Source organism: Novosphingobium lentum NBRC 107847 (assembly GCF_001590965.1).
Lineage (GTDB): Bacteria > Pseudomonadota > Alphaproteobacteria > Sphingomonadales > Sphingomonadaceae > Novosphingobium > Novosphingobium lentum.
The window spans coordinates 1-17,818 of the sequence record NZ_BCTW01000018.1 but is presented as its reverse complement, the minus strand read 5'-3'; the positions used below and the strand labels follow the sequence as shown (position 1 = coordinate 17,818).

The 17,818-nt window shown below is 68.1% G+C and carries 12 protein-coding genes; 9 read left to right on the top strand and 3 right to left on the bottom strand.

The genetic code is table 11. The features are described from left to right. The first annotated feature begins 122 nt into the window (after nucleotides 1-122). Nucleotides 123-2,180 carry a DEAD/DEAH box helicase gene (locus tag NL2_RS15455; protein WP_068076595.1) on the top strand — a complete coding sequence of 686 codons (2,058 nt, stop codon included), beginning with the start codon at nucleotides 123-125 and terminating at the stop codon, nucleotides 2,178-2,180. Further along, nucleotides 2,177-2,644, top strand: a complete 468-nt coding sequence (locus NL2_RS15450; protein ID WP_068076594.1) for a YaiI/YqxD family protein — start codon at nucleotides 2,177-2,179, stop codon at nucleotides 2,642-2,644. The genes NL2_RS15455 and NL2_RS15450 overlap by 4 nt, the downstream gene beginning before the upstream one ends. A gap of 253 nt (nucleotides 2,645-2,897) precedes the next feature. On the opposite strand, the gene NL2_RS15445 is transcribed toward NL2_RS15450, so the two are convergent. After that, nucleotides 2,898-4,493 carry an isocitrate lyase gene (locus tag NL2_RS15445; RefSeq protein WP_068076593.1) on the bottom strand — a complete coding sequence of 532 codons (1,596 nt, stop codon included), beginning with the start codon at nucleotides 4,491-4,493 and terminating at the stop codon, nucleotides 2,898-2,900. A 148-nt stretch (nucleotides 4,494-4,641) separates the two neighbouring features. Between NL2_RS15445 and NL2_RS15440 the strand changes: the two genes are divergently transcribed. Then, the gene (locus tag NL2_RS15440) at nucleotides 4,642-6,048 is read left to right on the top strand and encodes a helix-turn-helix domain-containing protein (RefSeq protein WP_068076592.1); all 1,407 of its coding nucleotides are present in this window, start codon (nucleotides 4,642-4,644) and stop codon (nucleotides 6,046-6,048) included. A 148-nt stretch (nucleotides 6,049-6,196) separates the two neighbouring features. On the opposite strand, the gene NL2_RS15435 is transcribed toward NL2_RS15440, so the two are convergent. After that, a complete protein-coding gene (locus NL2_RS15435) occupies nucleotides 6,197-6,784 on the bottom strand; it encodes a hypothetical protein (RefSeq protein WP_068076666.1) in 588 nt (195 codons plus the stop codon). A gap of 97 nt (nucleotides 6,785-6,881) precedes the next feature. On the opposite strand from NL2_RS15435, the gene chrA reads away from it, so the two are divergent. The 5 genes from chrA to NL2_RS15410 all read left to right on the top strand — a co-directional run bounded on the left by chrA (nucleotide 6,882) and on the right by NL2_RS15410 (nucleotide 14,841). Beyond that, nucleotides 6,882-8,288 carry a chromate efflux transporter gene (chrA, locus tag NL2_RS15430; RefSeq protein WP_068076665.1) on the top strand — a complete coding sequence of 469 codons (1,407 nt, stop codon included), beginning with the start codon at nucleotides 6,882-6,884 and terminating at the stop codon, nucleotides 8,286-8,288. Nucleotides 8,289-8,303: 15 nt separating this feature from the next. After that, nucleotides 8,304-10,172 (top strand): ABC-F family ATP-binding cassette domain-containing protein, encoded by a 1,869-nt coding sequence (locus NL2_RS15425; protein ID WP_068076591.1) that lies wholly within the window; start codon nucleotides 8,304-8,306, stop codon nucleotides 10,170-10,172. A 166-nt stretch (nucleotides 10,173-10,338) separates the two neighbouring features. Then, entirely contained in the window at nucleotides 10,339-11,958 is a 1,620-nt protein-coding gene (locus NL2_RS15420; RefSeq protein WP_068076590.1) for a hypothetical protein, read from the top strand. A 10-nt stretch (nucleotides 11,959-11,968) separates the two neighbouring features. After that, nucleotides 11,969-13,546 (top strand): Dyp-type peroxidase, encoded by a 1,578-nt coding sequence (locus NL2_RS15415; RefSeq protein ID WP_068076589.1) that lies wholly within the window; start codon nucleotides 11,969-11,971, stop codon nucleotides 13,544-13,546. Continuing rightward, nucleotides 13,543-14,841: a cytochrome P450 gene (locus tag NL2_RS15410; protein WP_068076588.1), complete on the top strand. Its 1,299-nt coding sequence runs from the start codon at nucleotides 13,543-13,545 to the stop codon at nucleotides 14,839-14,841. Before NL2_RS15415 ends, NL2_RS15410 begins: the two co-directional genes overlap by 4 nt. Nucleotides 14,842-14,871: 30 nt before the next feature. On the opposite strand, the gene NL2_RS15405 is transcribed toward NL2_RS15410, so the two are convergent. Continuing rightward, nucleotides 14,872-16,470, bottom strand: a complete 1,599-nt coding sequence (locus NL2_RS15405; protein WP_068076587.1) for a winged helix-turn-helix domain-containing tetratricopeptide repeat protein — start codon at nucleotides 16,468-16,470, stop codon at nucleotides 14,872-14,874. A 351-nt stretch (nucleotides 16,471-16,821) separates the two neighbouring features. On the opposite strand from NL2_RS15405, the gene NL2_RS15400 reads away from it, so the two are divergent. Next, a complete protein-coding gene (locus NL2_RS15400) occupies nucleotides 16,822-17,784 on the top strand; it encodes an alpha/beta hydrolase (protein WP_068076586.1) in 963 nt (320 codons plus the stop codon). Nucleotides 17,785-17,818 lie beyond the last annotated feature (34 nt).

The window sequence follows — 17,818 nt, the reverse complement described above, 5'->3', positions numbered from 1 at the left end:
CTGCAACCCGGTCGACGCCGGCGCCGTGGGACCATCCGTCTCCGGCCCGACCATGCCCTGACAGACCGCCAGCAGATAAATCGCAACGCCATGGCATGGCTGCGGCAAAACTATCGAGACTTATGGCTTTTCCGAACATTCCCGCCGCCATCGCCGCTGCATTGACGCAGCAGGGCTATGCCGATCCCACCCCCGTTCAGGCCGCCGTGCTCGAACCCGAAGCGCTGTCGCGCGACCTGATCGTTTCGGCGCAGACCGGATCGGGCAAGACCGTGGCGTTCGGCCTGGCGATGGCCGCCACGCTGCTCGGCGAGGCGGACACGCTGCCCTATGCGGTGACCCCGCTAGCGCTGGTGATCGCGCCCACGCGCGAACTGGCGATGCAGGTCAGCCGCGAGCTGGAATGGCTGTATGCCGGCGCCAACGCGCGCATCACCACCTGCGTCGGCGGCATGGACCCGCAGCGCGAACGCCGCGCGCTGCAGGGTGGATCGCACATCGTGGTCGGCACGCCGGGCCGACTGCGCGATCACCTCGAACGCGGCGCGCTCGACCTGTCGGCGCTGAAATTCGTGGTGCTGGATGAAGCCGACGAGATGCTCGACATGGGCTTCCGCGACGATCTGGAGGAAATCCTCGGCGCCACGCCCGAAGGTCGCCGCACGCTGCTGTTCTCGGCCACCATGCCGCGCCCGATCGTGGCGCTGGCCAAGCGGTTCCAGAAAGACGCGCTGCGCATCAGCACGGTCGGCGACGATCGCGGCCATGGCGACATCGCCTACCAGGCCGTCGCCGTCTCGCCCTCGGACATCGAGCACGCGGTCATCAACCTGCTGCGCTTCCACGAGGCGGAAACGGCGATGCTGTTCTGCGCCACGCGCGACAACGTGCGCCACTTGCACGCCACGCTGGTCGAGCGCGGGTTCGCCGCCGTCGCACTGTCGGGCGAGCACAGCCAGAACGAACGCAACCACGCGTTGCAGGCGCTGCGCGACGGTCGTGCGCGGGTGTGCGTGGCGACCGACGTCGCTGCACGCGGCATCGACGTCGCCTCGCTCAGCCTGGTCGTCCACGTCGAAATCCCGCGCGATGCCGAAATCCTGCAGCACCGTTCGGGTCGCACCGGGCGCGCGGGCAAGAAGGGCACGGCGGTCATCATCGTGCCGTATCCGCGCCGCCGCCGCGTGGAAATGATGCTGCGCGGCGCGCGCATCGCCGCTGACTGGGTCGAAGTGCCCAGCGCCGATGCGATCCGCGCGCAGGACAGCGAACGCATGCTCGCCGGGCTGATGGAAGTGTTCGAGGCGAGCGACGAGGACCGCAAGCTGGCCGATCGCCTGCTCGAAAGCATGAGCGCGTCGGATATCGCGGTGGCGCTGGTGCGGGCGCACCGGTCGCGCATGCCCGAGCCCGAAGACCTGATCGACATCTCCTCGCGCGGTGGCGAAGGCGCCCGGCCAGAGCCGCGCATGCGCGAAGGGTTCGACGATACGGTGTGGTTCCGCATGGACATCGGCCGCCGCCAGAACGCCGATCCGCGCTGGATCCTGCCGCTGCTGTGCCGCCGCGCGCACATCACCAAGAACGAGATCGGCGCGATCCGCATCGCCGCCAACGAAACCTATTTCCAGGTGCCCACCGCGATTGCCGGAAAGGTGAGCGCCGCGTTGAAGCGCACCGCCGACGAAGGTGGTTCGGACGAGAGCGGCATCACCATCGAGCTCGCCCCCGATACCCCGCGCGATGCCGCACGCGGCAATCGGGACCGGCCCAACGACGGCGCGCCTCGCACCCCGTACAAGGGCGGAGCCCGCCGCGAAGGCGGTCCCCGGCCAGAGGGCGGGCATCGCGCTGAAGGCGGGCATCGTCCCGACGCAGCGCCGCGCCACGATCCGGTGCCACGCGATGACGGGGCGCCATGGAGCGATGCGGCGCCACAGGGCGATGCCGCGCCGCGCGCCGATGCTCCCCCGCGTACGGAACTGAAGCCCAAGTTCGGCAACGGTCCGCGCAAGGATTTCGTGCGCAAGGATGGCCCGCGTAGCGATGGCCCCCGCAGCGATGGCCCGCGCAAGGACTTTCAGCGCAAGGACGGCGGGCCGTCCAAGCACGGCAAGCCCGGCAACTTCAACGGCCCGCGCGGCGCCAAGCCGCATCGCAAGGGTCCGCCAACCCGGTGAGCGCCCCGTCGACGCACGCCGTCCAGATTCTGGTCGATGCCGATGCCTGCCCGGTCAAGGACGAGATCTACAAAGTGGCGCTGCGCCACGACGTGCCGGTCACCATCGTCAGCAACAGCCCGATCCGCGTGCCTGCGCACCCGCTGATCGCGCGTGTCGTGGTCGGCAGCGGGTTCGACGAGGCGGATGACTGGATCGCCGAGCGCTGCGCCCCCGGCACGATCGCGATCACGTCGGACATCCTGCTCGCCGATCGCTGCCTGAAGGCGGGCGCCATGGCGCTTTCGCCCACGGGCAAGCCGTTCACCACCGCGTCGATCGGCGGCGCCATCGCCACCCGCGCGATCATGGCCGACTTGCGCGCGGGCGGCGATATCATTGGCGGCCCCGCCCCGTTCGGCAAAGCCGATCGTTCGCGGTTCCTGTCCGCGCTGGACGAGATGCTGGTGCGGGCGAGACGGTGAAGCAGGCGACAAGAACCGAATCAGTTGTGATCCCCCGCGAAGGCGGGGGTCTCGGGAGTGGCACGCATCGCCTGGGCTTGATGGCCTGAGATCCCCGCCTTCGCGGGGATGCACATTGGGTAAAATGCGCCCGACGATACCCAACGAGAAAACCCGCCGCAGAGCCGGTGAGCTCCGCGACGGGCAACTTTCCTCCCCAGGAAAGCTCGGTGCCGACGTGTCGGTCAGCGATTCATGACATCCTCGTCAGTCGTCAGGCAGCAAACTGGTTCATCGTGTTGTGCGCGCCGCCAGCCTTGAGCGCGGCTTCACCCGCGAAGTATTCCTTGTGATCGTCGCCGACGTCGGAGCCCGACATGTTCTGGTGCTTCACGCAGGCGATGCCCTGGCGGATTTCCTCGCGCTGGACGCCCTTGACGTAGCCGAGCATGCCCGCTTCGCCGAAGTATTCCTTCGCCAGGTTGTCGGTCGAGAGCGCAGCCGTGTGATACGTCGGCAGCGTGATCAGGTGGTGGAAAATGCCCGCACGCGCCGCCGCGTCACGCTGGAACGTGCGGATCTTCTCGTCGGCTTCGGCGCCAAGCTCGGTGCCGTCGTAGTCCACGCTCATCAGCCGCGCACGGTCATAGGCGGCAACGTCCTTGCCCGTTTCAACCCACGTATCATAGACTTGCTGGCGGAAGTTCAGCGTCCAGTTGAAGCTGGGCGAGTTGTTGTAGACCAGCTTGGCGTTGGGGATGACCTCGCGGATGCGATCGACCATGCCGGCGATCTGCTCGATGTGCGGCTTTTCGGTCTCGATCCACAGCAGGTCGGCGCCGTTCTGCAGCGAATTGATGCAGTCGAGCACGCAGCGGTCGGCTCCGGTGCCGGCGCGGAACTGGAACAGGTTCGACGCCAGACGCTTGGGCCGCATCAGCTTGCCGTCGCGGTTGATCACGACATCGCCGTTGCGCGCGGTGGCAGGATCGATTTCCTCGCAATCGAGGAAGCTGTTGTACTGGTCAGCGATGTCGCCCGGCTCTTTCGAGAAGGCGATCTGCTTGGTCAGGCCGGCGCCCAACGAGTCGGTGCGCGTGACGATGATGCCATCCTCGACGCCCATTTCGAGGAACGCGTAACGGCAGGCGCGGACTTTCGCGAGGAAGTCCTCATGCGGGACGGTGACTTTGCCGTCCTGGTGGCCGCACTGCTTTTCATCGGAAACCTGGTTTTCGATCTGCAGCGCGCAGGCGCCCGCTTCGATCATCTTCTTGGCGAGCAGGTACGTCGCCTCGGCATTGCCGAAGCCGGCGTCGATATCGGCGATGATCGGCACGACGTGCGTCTCGTAGTTGTCGATCGAAGACTGGATCTGCATCGCCTTGACCGCGTCGCCGGCATCGCGTGCCGCATCGAGATCGCGGAACATCATGCCAAGCTCGCGCGCATCGGCTTGCTTGAGGAACGTGTAGAGTTCCTCGATCAGCGCGGGAACGCTGGTCTTCTCGTGCATCGACTGGTCGGGCAGCGGGCCGAAGTCGCTGCGCAGCGCGGCAACCATCCAGCCCGACAGGTACAGGTAACGGCGCTTGGTCGAGCCGAAGTGCTTCTTGATCGAGATCATCTTCTGCTGCGCGATGAACCCGTGCCAGCAGCCGAGCGACTGGGTGTAGTCGGCCGGGTTGGCATCATAGGCGGCCATGTCGGCGCGCATGATCTTGGCGGTGTAACGCGCGATGTCGAGCCCGGTGCGGAAACGGTTCTGGGCGCGCATGCGGGCCACCGATTCTGCGTCGATGCCATCCCACGTACCGTTGAAGCTGCGGATCAGGGTGTCGGTCTGGGCAATATCGTTGGTGTAGGTCATGGCATGAACTCGTTCGCAGGTGTCTGTTGCCACGGCCCTACCCGCCGAGTCCCTGCCCTGCGAGGGCTTGCGCGGTTGACTTGTCATACTTTACAAGATTTGAGTGTAAAGTTGTACAGTCTGCACAATCCACGCAAGGGAGCGGGAATTGGCCACCGAACGTTCCGTCTACATGGGCCCCCGGCTCAAACGCCTGCGCCGCGAACTGGGGCTGACCCAGGCGCAAGTCGCGGGCGACTTGGACGTGTCGCCCAGCTATGTCGCGCTGCTCGAACGCAACCAGCGCCCGCTGACCGCCGACCTGCTGCTGCGGCTGGCGCGCACCTACAAGATGGACTTGTCGGACATCGCGGGTGACGGTGGGGCCGATTACGCCGCGCGGCTGGCAGCGGCGCTGAAGGATCCGATGTTCGCCGATATCGACCTGCCCGCGCTGGAAGTGACCGACGTCGCCACCAGCTTTCCCGGGATCAGCGAGGCATTCCTGCGGCTGCACACCGCCTGGGCCGAACGCCAACTGGAACTCGCCGATCGCGGCGCGCTGGGCAGCGACGAGGCGGATCCCACAGACCCGGTCGCCGAAGTCCAGCGCTTCCTGGCCGCACGCCACAACTACTTCGCCGCGATCGACGATGCGGCCGAAGCCATTGCCGCCAAAGTGGCCGAGGCTGGCGGAATGACGCCGTACTTGCGCGCCGCCCACAGCCTGCGCGTGCGCCGCCCGCCCGCCGAAGTGCTGGGCGGATCGCAGCGCCGTTATGACCGCCATCGCGGCGAAATCCTGCTCGACGACACGCTCGACACCGCCAGCCAGACGTTCCAGCTCGCGCTGCAGCTCGCCTATATCGAGCTGTCGCGCACGATCGACGCGTCGGTGAAAGCGGGCCAGCGGATGAGCGAGCCGGGCCGCACGCTCGCCCGGCGCGCGCTGGCCAACTATGCGGCGGCGGGAATCGTGATGCCGTATGCCGCGTTCGCCCGCGCGGCCGAAGTGCGCGGCTACGATATCGAGGCGCTGGGCCGCGCGTTCGGCGCCAGTTTCGAGCAAGTCGCACACCGGCTGACGACATTGCAGAAACCCGGGCAGGAACGCGTGCCGTTCTTCTTCATCCGGGTCGATCGCGCGGGCAACGTGTCCAAGCGGCTCGACGGCGCGGGTTTCCCGTTCGCACGACACGGCGGCGCCTGCCCGTTGTGGAGCCTGCACCACGTGTTCTCCACCCCGCGCCAGATCGTCACCCAATGGCTGGAACTGCCCGACGGCAAGCGGTTCTTCTCGATCGCGCGGACGGTGACGGCGGGCGGCGGCGGGTTCGGCAGCGCCCGGATCGAACGCGCCGTGGCACTGGGCTGCGCCGCCGAACACGCCGACCGGCTGGTCTACACGCGGATGCAGCCCGACCTGACCCCCGACAAGGCGACGCCGATCGGAGTGACCTGCCGCCTGTGCCAGCGGATCGATTGCGCGGCACGCTCCGCCCCGCCGGTCGGGCGGCTGATGCTGGCCGAAGACTATCATCGCGGCGCGGCGCCGTTCACGTTCGATGACCGGTAGGGTGGGAACGTCGGAAAACTCTCGCCAACACCTGCTCATCCTGAGACTGTCGAAGGATGCTTTTTTTCGGTCGCAAAAGTGAAGCGACATCCTTCGACAAGCTCAGGATAAGCCGGCGTGGGGTTAGCTCCGGCCTTGATCCGGAAGCTTAGCGCCGCCGACCCACATTGGCGCGCGTGTAGCATTCGATCACCACGCTGATCGCGGTCCCGTCGGCCAGTCGCAGCACCGCGCGATGGGCCAGCACGGTGCCGCCGGGACAGCCGCGGTCGCCGCCGTGCCGGCTGGCCAGCCGCTCACGCCGGAAGCCAAGCGGCGCCACGACTTTGCCGAACGGCGTGTCGGTCGTGTCGAGCAGGCGGTTCATGTCTGGCGTCAACCGCGCGGGCACGTACCAGTTGTGCGCGACCGACAGCACTGTCGATCCGCACGCCAGCCGGACATGGCGATAGCGCACCGGCTCCAGCGGGGCGATGCTCAGCAGCTGGCGCACTTCGTGCGGTACAGGCGGGGGCGGCCCGGCAATGGCCTGCGCCGCGATGACCGGCGGCGATGCGATGGCGTGCGCTGCGCACCACGCCCCCAGCGCGGCGGTGGCGCTGTCGTTGGCGGCCAGCGCGCGTTCGAAGGCCGCCAGACCCGATGCGGTGTCGCGCGCGCAACCGCCGGGCATCACCATCGCCGCCAACAGGGCGAGGCGCAGCGACATGGGATAGAGGCGCGAAAATCGGGGCATCGCGCGTTCTACCACGTCGCCCCCATTCATCGCGAGCGCGGCTTGAACCTGCCCTCCGATTACGCCAAGCGGGAGCGGCCAGCAGGGGAGCATGGGCGTGACCGGAATCGACAGTGTGCCCGCCGACCCGCGCAAGGCTCGTCCCGCGCCGGTCTCGCTGGGTGAGGCGTTCTGGGTGTGGCTGCGCATCGCGGCGCTGTCGTTCGGCGGGCCGGCGGGCCAGATCGCGGTGATGCACCGCATCCTGGTCGAGGAGAAACGCTGGATCGGCGAGCAGCGGTTCCTCCACGCGCTCAACTATTGCATGCTGCTTCCCGGACCCGAAGCGCAGCAGCTGGCGACGTACATCGGCTGGCTGATGCACCGCACGCGCGGCGGGCTGGTGGCGGGCGGGCTGTTCATCCTGCCCGGCGCGGTCGCGATCATGGGGCTGAGCTGGATTTACGCGCTGTATGGCCGGGTCGGACTGGTCGCCGGGCTGTTCTTCGGCCTGAAGTGCGCGGTGCTGGCGGTGGTGCTGCAGGCGGTGATCCGCATCGGCGGCCGATCGCTGCGCAACCTGCCGATGCGCGCGCTGGCGGCCACCGCGTTCGTGCTGATCTTTTTCCTGCACGTGCCGTTCCCGGCGATCGTGCTGGGCGCGGGCGTGATCGGATACATCGGCGGCAAGGCTGGCCTCGCCGCGTTCCGCGCGGGCGGCGGCCACGGCGCAGGCGGCGGCGCGATCGTGGACGATGCCGATTCGCTGCTGGGCGAGCAACTGCCCGACCATGCCCGCCCGTCGGTGCACCACGCGGTGGGGCAGGCGGCGGTGTGGCTGGTGCTGTGGCTCGCACCGGTGGCCACGCTGGTGCTGGTGCTTGGCCCGGACAACGTGTTCAGCCAGATCGCGACGTTCTTTTCGCGCATGGCGGTGGTGACGTTCGGCGGAGCGTATGCGGTGCTGGCCTATGTCGCGCAGCAGGCGGTGGAGAACCACCACTGGCTCGCCCCGCGCGAGATGCTCGATGGGCTGGGCATGGCCGAAACCACGCCGGGGCCGCTGATCATGGTGCTGCAGTTCGTGGGCTTCATGGGTGCATTCCGCGATCCCGGCGCGCTGTCACCGCTGCTGGCCGGCACGCTCGGCGGGCTGCTGGCGACGTGGGTCACGTTCGTGCCGTGCTTCCTGTGGATATTCCTCGGCGCCCCGTTCATCGAGCGATTGCGCGGCAACGTGGCGCTGGCCGGCGCGCTGTCGGCAATCACCGCTGCGGTGGTCGGCGTCGTGCTCAACCTGGCGATCTGGTTTGCGGTGCACACGATCTTCCGCAGCGTGCACCTGTTCGTCGCCGGGCCGCTGCGCTTCGACATGCCCGACCTTGCCAGCCTCGATCCTGCGGCCCTGGCGATCTCGGTGGCGGCGGTGATCGCGATGATCCGCTTCAAGGTGGGCATTTTCCCCACACTCGGCGCAGCTTCGGCGGCCGGTATCGCGCTGTTCCTTGCAGGCGGGGCCGCGTAAGGCTAGGCGCCCCCGATGCTCAACCTCAACGACATCACCGTCCGCCTTGGCGGGCGCACGATCCTCGACGGCGCCACCGCCAAGCTGCCGCCGCGCGGACGGATCGGCCTGATCGGTCGCAACGGCGCGGGCAAGTCCACGCTGGTGCGCGTGATCGCCGGGATGCTGGAGGCGGATGGCGGGTCGGTCGACATGCCGCGCGGCAGCCGTCTGGGCTATATCGCGCAGGAAGCGCCGGGCGGAGACGCCTCTCCGTTCGAGACCGTGCTGGCCGCCGATACCGAACGCGCCGCGCTGATGATCGAGAGCGAATCGGGTGAGGATCACCACCGCCTCGCCGAAATCCACGACCGCCTGCTCGCGATCGAGGCGCATTCCGCCCCAGCCCGCGCCGCACGCATCCTCGTCGGCCTCGGTTTTGACGAAGAAGCGCAGCACCGCTCGCTTGAAAGCTTTTCAGGCGGCTGGCGGATGCGCGTGGCGCTGGCCGCGCTGCTGTTCTCGCAGCCCGACCTGCTGCTGCTCGACGAACCGTCGAACCACCTCGATCTCGAAGCGGTGCTGTGGCTGGAGGACTTCCTCAAGTCCTACCCCGCCACGATCCTGCTGGTCAGCCACGAGCGCGACTTCCTCAACAACGTGGTCGATCACATCCTCCACCTGACCGGCGGCAAGCTGACGCTCTATCCCGGCGGCTATGATGCGTTCGAGCGCCAGCGCGCCGAACGCCAGGCGCAGCTCGCCTCGGCCAAGGTCAAGCAGCAGGCGATGCGGGACCGGCTGCAGGATTACGTCGCGCGCAATTCCGCCCGCGCCTCCACCGCCAAGCAGGCGCAGTCGCGCGCCAAGGCGCTGGCGCGGATGCAGCCTATCGCCGAACTGATCGACGATCCCTCGCTCAGCTTCGATTTCCCCAGCCCCGACGAACTGCGCCCGCCGCTGATCACGCTCGACATGGCGAGCGTGGGCTATGGCGACACGCCGATCCTGCAGCGGCTCAACTTGCGGCTCGATCCGGATGACCGCATCGCGCTGCTGGGGCGCAACGGCAACGGCAAGACCACGCTGGCGCGGCTGCTGGCGGCGCAGCTGAAGCCGATGGACGGCGCGATGAACGCCAGCGGCAAGATGCGCGTGGGCTATTTCACCCAGTATCAGGTCGAAGAACTCGACCGGACCGAAACGCCGCTGCAGCACATGACCATCCTGATGAAGGGCGCGAGCCAGTCTGCGGTGCGCGGACAGCTGGGGCGGTTCGGCTTTTCCGGCCAGAAGGCGACGACCGAGGTCGGCAAGCTTTCGGGCGGTGAGCGCGCACGGCTGGCGCTGGCGCTGATCACGCGCGACGCGCCGCACATGCTGATCCTCGACGAGCCGACCAACCACCTGGACGTCGATGCGCGCGAGGCGTTGATCCAGGCGCTCAACGACTATGCCGGCGCGGTGCTGATCGTCAGCCACGATCGCCACATGCTGGAAATGACCGCCGACCGGCTGGTGCTGGTCGATAGCGGCACCGCGAAGGATTTCGACGGCTCGATCGAGAACTACATCGACTTCGTGCTGTCCAAGGAGTCTTCAGGCAGCGGTGGCGGCAGCAAGGTCAGCAAGAAGGAACAGCGCAAGGCCGCCGCCGAAGCGCGCGAAAAGGGCCAGCAGTTGCGCAACCGCGCCAAGTCGGCGGAGGCCGAGCTGGCACGGCTGAACAAGGCCCGCAGCGCGGTGGACCATGCGATGTTCGATCCCTCCTCTGCCGAGGCGGCGCTGTCGAAACTGACCATGACCGACCTGATGAAGCGCCGCGCCGCGCTGGATTCCGAGATTGCCGGGGCGGAACTGGCCTGGCTGGAGGCGAACGAGGCGCTGGAATCGCTCGCCGCCTGATCCGCGCCGCAGGCACTGGTGCCTGACAGGACCGGATGCGGTCGGGTTCGTTCTGGACGAACCGCCATGTTGGGCTATGCTGGCACCGCGCAAGCGTGATGCCGGGGTCTCGTCCCCGGGGGCACATCTTCCCAGAGGGTTTGGGGCGGGCGCGTGAAGGTGGGGCATGCGGCAAACGACATCGTCGATCGCGCTTGAGGTCAAGCCGGACAGCGAAGCGCTGCTGCTGTCGCTGATCGCTCGGCTCGACCGGCCTGACGCAGCGACGCAACCGGCCATGACCAAGACGGACCTGCTCGCGCGGATGCCGTCGCTGCATTTCTTCTCGCTGACCGTGTTTCCGCGCGGCGTGTTCGATCCGCTGTTCGTGATCGAGGCCAATTTCGATGGCCCGGCGGGCCCGTTCTGGCCGCAGCTCGAGGCCGCGCTGGGACCGCAACTGCGCCCGATGATCGCCTGCTGCAAGCGCCCGGCCGATGGCTGCGGCCCGCTGTACGACGCGGTCACCGCGCCGGGATCGCGCCGCGACCTTGCGCCCTACCTCCAGACCCGCGCGGGCAAGCCCAGCGTGTACCACCACGGCAACCGCGGCATGTCCCGCCAGCGCGTGGTAAACGAAGCGGCGCTGTTTTCGGCGGTCGAGGCCGAACTCGATGCTGCCGGACAAGTCGCGCAGACCTGGCGGATACTCCCGCCCGCCGACATCCACGCCCGGCTGCGCGAAAAACTGCTGCCGCAGTTCGCGTGGCTGGCCCAACCGGCACCCGCGCGCAAGACGCTGGGCGAGAAACTCGGCGACTGGGTGCGGCTGGCGGTGCTCGTGCTGGCGGTGCTGGTCGTGCTCACGCTGCCCGGCCAGATTGCCGCCGGTCTGGTGGAAACCGATCGGCTGGTGATCGCGTTCGTGCTGCTGACCGCGATCGTGTGGGGTTCGCTGCTGCGGATCGCCGGACCGCTGGAAGGCACCGCCACGCACGGACGCACCAACCTGCTCAACTTCGCGTGGCGCCAGATCTTCAAGATCCTGATCGCGCTGGCGGTGTTCTTCGCGGTGGCCATGCTGGTGGTGACGCCGACAACGGTCGCGATCAGCCATTTAAGCTGGCGCGAGGCAGTGATTCCTTCGGCGCGCGCGCTTGGCTGGGGCATCGCGGCGATGGTGGTGATCGTGCTCCCCGCGCTGGTGCTGTGGCTGCGTTGGCTGGAACGGCGCGATTCCACGCAGGACGCGCCGACCATCGACGAGGCGGTGATGCGTCTGATGCGCGAGCGCGAGGATCACACCCCGATCAACCACATGGCCGCGATGATCCCGCTGAAGCCGGGCATCCTGCGCACCGTCCTGGTCCATGTCGGCCATCGCGGCCTGCATCTGGCGCTGCGCGTGTTCATCAAGGACGGCTATCTGGCCAGCATGCGCACGATCCACTTCGCGCACTGGGCGTTCGTCAACAACGGCGCGCGGATGATGTTCCTCAGCAACTACGACCTCAGCTGGGAAACCTATTTCGACGATTTCATCGAGAAGGCGCACGAAGGGCTGACGCTGGCGTTCGGATCGGGCGAAGGGTTTCCGCCCACGCGGCTGCTGATCCAGGACGGCGCCAGCCACGGCACGCTGTTCAAGGCGTGGGCGCGCCATTCGATGACCGTCAGCCGGTACTGGCTGGCCGCCTATACCGATATCACCTCGGACCAGATCGAGCGCAACTTCCGCATCGCGGCGGGCTTGCGCCAACCCACCCTCACCCCGGAAAGCGCGGCGCAATGGATCGTGGACCTGTGAGCGCGCACCTGTGAGCGCGCGCAAATCCGATCGCGGGCCCAAGCGCGACGACGGCTCGTGGCAGCTGACCGAACCGCACGCCGGCATGGCGCAGGGCATGGTCGTCAGCGGGTACGATCATCTTCCGACCGGCGAGGCGCTGTTCCTCGAGTTCGCGTGGGACCGGCACCAGCGCGGCGGTGCGTGGCTGGCCGCGCTCAACGCAATCGCGCCGGTCACGCCCGCCGACGGCAAGGTGCCCCGGTCGGTGTCGCTCTCGCTGTCGTGGACCGGGCTGGCGCGCATGGGGCTGGACCAGCGCGCGCTGGCCTCGTTCCCGCAGGCGTTCCGCGAAGGGATGTACCAGCGCGACCGCATGCGCCGGCTGGGCGACACCTGCGACGGCCAGTGGAGCGACTGCGTCATACCCACCGGCCCGCGCTGGAGCGGCAACACCCCGCAACTCCCGCCAGAGGACCCGGCGTCGGTGCCGCCCGGACAAGTCGACGGGACGACGCCGATCACGGTCCACGCGATGCTGTTGCTGTTCACCGCGACCGATGCCGAAGTGGCCGCGTGGAGCGCCGAGGTCGAACAGGCGCTGGTGCCGCAGGGCGTCCATGTCGTGCACCGCCGCCCGATCGCGCTGCACAAGGGCGATGACGGGATCGTGCGCGAACATTTCGGGTTTGCCGACGGCATGTCGCAGCCCGTGCCGTTCGACCCCGACGCCACGGTGCCCGCCGCCGCCGTGCCCAACGGCTGGAACGCGGTGGCGCTGGGCGACGTGCTGTTGGGCCATATCAACGGCCACCACGACATCGCCGCCGGGCCGGTGGTGCCGATCGAACCCGACGGGCGCACCGCGGCGGCGGGCCTGCCGCGCCACCCGCGCGCAGGCGACGCCGCCGACTTCGGCCTCAACGGCACGTTCCTGGCGGTGCGCGAACTGCTGCAGGACGTGCCCGGCTTCTGGACCGCGCTGACCCGCGAGGCCGCGCGGCTGCGTACCGAAGATCCGCACGGCGGTGACGTCATCGACGCGACGTGGCTGGGTGAACGTGTGATCGGCCGCTGCATGGCGGGCGACGCTCTGCGCGCCAACGGCCCGCTGCCGCGCAACGATCCGGCGACGCCCGACAACGAGTTCGGCTTCTACGACGACGACCAGCTCGGCTATGGCTGCCCGATCGGCGCGCACATGCGGCGCGGCAACCCGCGCGACGGGCTGGCGCAGCGCCCCGATCAGGTGCGCACCTTGCGCGAAGCCGCCAACCGCCACCGCATCCTGCGGCGCGGGCGCAAGTTCGGCCCGCCGATCGCCGACCGCATGGTCGATGACGGGGTCGAGCGCGGACTGCTGTTCCTGGCGATCAACACCGATATCGAGCGCCAGTTCGAATTCATCATGCAGACGTGGATGATGAACCCCAACTTCGCCACGCTGTTCGACGAAGCCGATCCGCTGGTCGGCACGGCGACGCCGATGAGCCTTCAGGCGAAGCCGCTGCGGCGCAAGGCGCACCTGGAAAACTTCGTGAAGCTGGCGGGCGGCGATTACTTCTTCCTGCCCAGCCTGCCCGCGCTCAAGTACCTGGAGCTGCTGTGACCGATCCTGCGCCCGATCCATCGACCGAGCCGGTCCTGCGCCCCGGTCCGCGCGGGCTGAAGGCGCTGGTCGGCCGTCTGGTGCTGGCCGGGCTGCCGCTGGTGTTTGCGGTATCGCGCGCGATCCGCCCGATCCTCAAACTGCCCGCGCTGCCGTTCGGCCAGAAGAAACCGCCGCAGTTCATCATCACGCGGTATGACGATGTGCGCGAGGTGTTCCAGACCGACACCGCGTTCGGCGTGCCCTACAAGGCCAAGCTCGACGTGATCATGGGCGGAGAGCCGGTGTTCGTCGGCATGGCCGATACCCCGCTCTATCGCGGCGACCTCGCCCGGCTGCGCGAGATCGTGCGCGGCGACGATCTTGCCGCGCTGGCGCTGCAATCGTCGGCGCAGGCCGAACACATCGTCGCGGGTGCGTCGGGACAGCTCGAGGTGGTCGATGCGCTGGTGCGGCGCGTGACGTTCGATGTGCTGGGCGCCTACATCGGCATCCCCCACCCGCCCGGCGGCAACCTGCCGGTGTGGTGCACGCGCCTGTTCGAATTCGTGTTCATGCCCAGCGACGCGCAGCTGATCGCCGATGTCGACCGGATGGCCCCGGCGATGCGAGCGCATATCGACAGCGAACTCGCCCGCCGCCGCAGCGGGGGCATCGAGGGCGACGATCTGGTCGCGCGCGCGCTGAGGAAGCAGGCGAGCGGCGAACCCGGCTGGACCGATGCGTGGATCCGCACCGCGCTGATGGGGCTGATCGTGGGCGGTCCGCCGCAACCGCCGATGGTGCTGCCGCAGGCGCTGGAGCAGCTGCTGCGCCGCGCGAAACCCTTGCGCGATGCTCAGACCGCCGCAAAGCGCGCCGACGACGCGCTGCTGCTGCGCATCCTGTTCGAGGCGATGCGCTTCGATCCGATCGCGCCGATGATCCCGCGCACCGCGATCGCGGACTGGACGCTGGCGGCAGGCACAGACCGTGCACGTGCGATCCCGGCCGGATCGACAGTGATGGCCGCGATCCAGTCGGCGATGGTTGACACCCGCCGCATTCCCGATCCGGGCACGTTCGACCTGATGCGGCTGCCGCACGAATATTTCCTGTTCGGGCACGGGTTGCACCAGTGCTTTGGCGAACACATCAACCGCGCGATGTTCCCCGCGCTGATGCGTCCGTTGCTCGCCCGGTCGAACTTGCGCCGCGCCCCCGGAAAGGCCGGGCATCTCGCCAAGCAGGGCTTCTTCCCGTCGGCGCTGACCGTGCTGTTCGATACGGCCGGGCAGGATAACAAGCCGGGCTGAAGCCGACCGAGCAGGCCTGCGCGCCGCCCGTCAGCCCGCTGCGGCGGCCAGACTTTCCTTGACCAGCCGGATGTGTTCGGGCGTGCGCATCAGCGCGAGCCCGCCGATCGCGCCACCGGCCGCCGTCAGCCGCGCATGGACCGCGCGCGCATCGTCCAGCCGGCCGACCTGCACCAGCGCGATCGCCAGCGCCGCCAGCGCATCGGGTTGCGGCGAAATTTCCACCACCACGCGCAGTTGCTCGACCGCTTCCTCGCTGCGTCCCAGCAGGATCATGGCGATGGCCAGCGGAATGCTGGTCAGGTGGCGGATCGCCGACAACGGGTTGAGCCGGACCGAATCTTCCGCGCGCGCCAGCGCCCGCCCGGGATTGCCCTGCACGACATCGGACCACGCGCCCCAGAACAGACTGGTGGTGTTGCACGGGTTCAGCTCGATCGCCCGGTCGGTCAGCTGCATCGCGGTATCGGGATCGTGGCCGATGCAGTTGAGCGCGGCGCCGCAAAAGCCCAGCACCCGCTCGTCGTCGCCGTGCGACTGGATCGCCTGCTCGTACAGTTGGAGCGCCTTGGCCCGGCTCAGCGCGCGGTCGTCGCTCCACCCCAGCAGGTACTGGAAGGCGTGCGATACGCTGGCGAGCGACAGGGCCCAGGTGTTGTCGGGCTCGATCTCGAGTGCGCGGTTGGCCAGTTCGAGCGATTCCGCGATCGAATCCGGGGCAATCCGGCGGATGGCGAGGTTGGCGCGCCAGTAATACTCGCGCACGCTGGGCGATGGCGTGGACTTGCGGCCATAGCGGCTGGCCTCGGCATCGTTGATCGACGAGCCGATGCGCCCCGCCACGGCCAGCGCGATGCGATCCTGCAGATCGAAGATGTCGTCCATCGTGTCGCTGAACTTCTCGGTCCAGACAGTGCCGCCGTCGATCCCGTCGTCGAGCCGGATGATGAAGCGGACCCGGCCCGAATCGCGCTGCACGGTGCCGCTGAGGATATACCGCACACCCAGTTCGGCGCTGACCGTCGCCGGATCGGCGGTGCGGTCGCGATACGACAGGCTGGTGGCCGACGAGATCACGAACAGCGTGCGGAACCGCGACAGCGCCACGACGATTTCCTCGACCACGGCATCGGCGAACCACGGTTCGTCACCGGCGCCACGCTCGATGAACGGCAGCACCGCGATCGACGGCCGGTCGGGCAGGCGCAGCGTGGGCACGGCCTTGGACACCGGCGACAGTGGCCGTTCGGCCACCACCTGCCAGCGCCCGCTGCCGGTCTGCGACCAATCGCCATTGCCATCGGCCGTCTCGATCGGCGCGACAAGGCGATAACCGCGCCCGTACACGCTCTGGATCACGCGCGAATTCTTCGGTTCGTCGCCCAGCGCGCGGCGCAGTTCCTTGATCACCGAGGTCAGCGCCGATTCGGAGACGAACGTGCCGTCCCACACCGATTCGAACAGCGCTTCCTTGGTCAGCAGCTTGCCGTCCTGCTCGATCAGCGCATCGAGCACGCGGAACGCCTTGTTGCCGATCCGGATCGGCCCCTGCGGACCGATCAGGCGCTCGTCCTCGCGATCGAGGACGAAGCGGTCAAACCTGACCTTGCTGTCCGACACAACCTTCATTCCTGGAATCGATCCGTTCCACGCCCGACGCTGACCCATTCTCGCGCTATTATGGACCTAACTGGCCCTACGGGATCAATCAACAGCAAACCAAATCGGGCGCGATGCTGGCCGGATCCTGCTCACTCATCATTGTTGTCCGACATTTTCGATATGGTATTATTTGAAACCAAGTTCGAGACGAAAACGCCCTGAGCGCGCCATTTTTGACGCCTGCGGGCCCCGCACATTTGCTTCCCTAGCTGAACGAACCGGCCGGTCGATCGGCGATTCCGCGTCTGCGAAAAATCGCGATGACGATAGCGCGCGGACCGGGCATGGTGCGGCCCATACTTGCGAGAGGATAACACGATGAACACCCGCCACCTGGTCGACCCCGAGGTCCTGCCGATCATCGAACTGCTCCCGGTCTCGGACATGACCCGCGCAAGCCTGCCCGAAGCGCGCCTGACGGCCAGCGAGAGCATGGTGGCGATGTTCGATCCCGCGCTCGTTCCCCAGCGGCGTACGGTGCCGGGTCACGATGGGGCGCCCGACGTGGCCGTGCTCGTGTTCGATCCCGCGACGAGCGATGCGATCCGGCCGGCGGTGCTGCACATCCATGGTGGCGGCATGGTGATCGGTTCGGCCGACATGGCGCGTATCGGCATGCCCTCGCTGGCGCTGGCGCTGGGTGCGCTGGTGGTTTCGGTCGATTATCGCCTTGCGCCCGACACGCCGTTTCCCGGCCCGCAGAACGACAATTTCGCCGCGCTGGCGTGGCTGTTCGATCAGGCGGCGGCGCTGCGCGTCGATCCGGCGCGGATCGTGGTGATGGGTGAAAGCGCGGGCGGCGGGCTTGCCGCAGCGCTGGCGGTGATGGCGCGCGATCGCGGGTTGCCGCCGCTGGCCGGACAGGTGCTGACGTACCCGATGCTCGATCACCGCACCGGCGGCGACAGGGACCCGTGGCGCAACCGCCACACCGGCGAATTCATCTGGACGCGCGAGCGCAACCAGTTCGGCTGGGATGCGCTGCGTGGCGACTATGCGCTGGACGACGGTCGCATCGGCTGGTTCTCGCCGGCCCGGGCGGCAGACCTCGCCGGGCTGGCCCCGGCCTACATTGCCACCGGTGCGCTCGACCTGTTCCTCGACGAAGACCTCGATTACGCGCGGCGGCTGGCCGACGCCGGGGTTCCGGTGGAAATGCACGTCTACCCCGGCGCGATCCACGCGTTCGACATGATCGCCGGGTCGCGCGTCGGTCGGCAGTCGCGGCGCGATCTGGTCGGCGGGGTGGCGCGGCTGCTGGGCGTGACGCCCGCGACCTGACCGCGTTCAACTCACCCGGTTGGCGACGAGATCG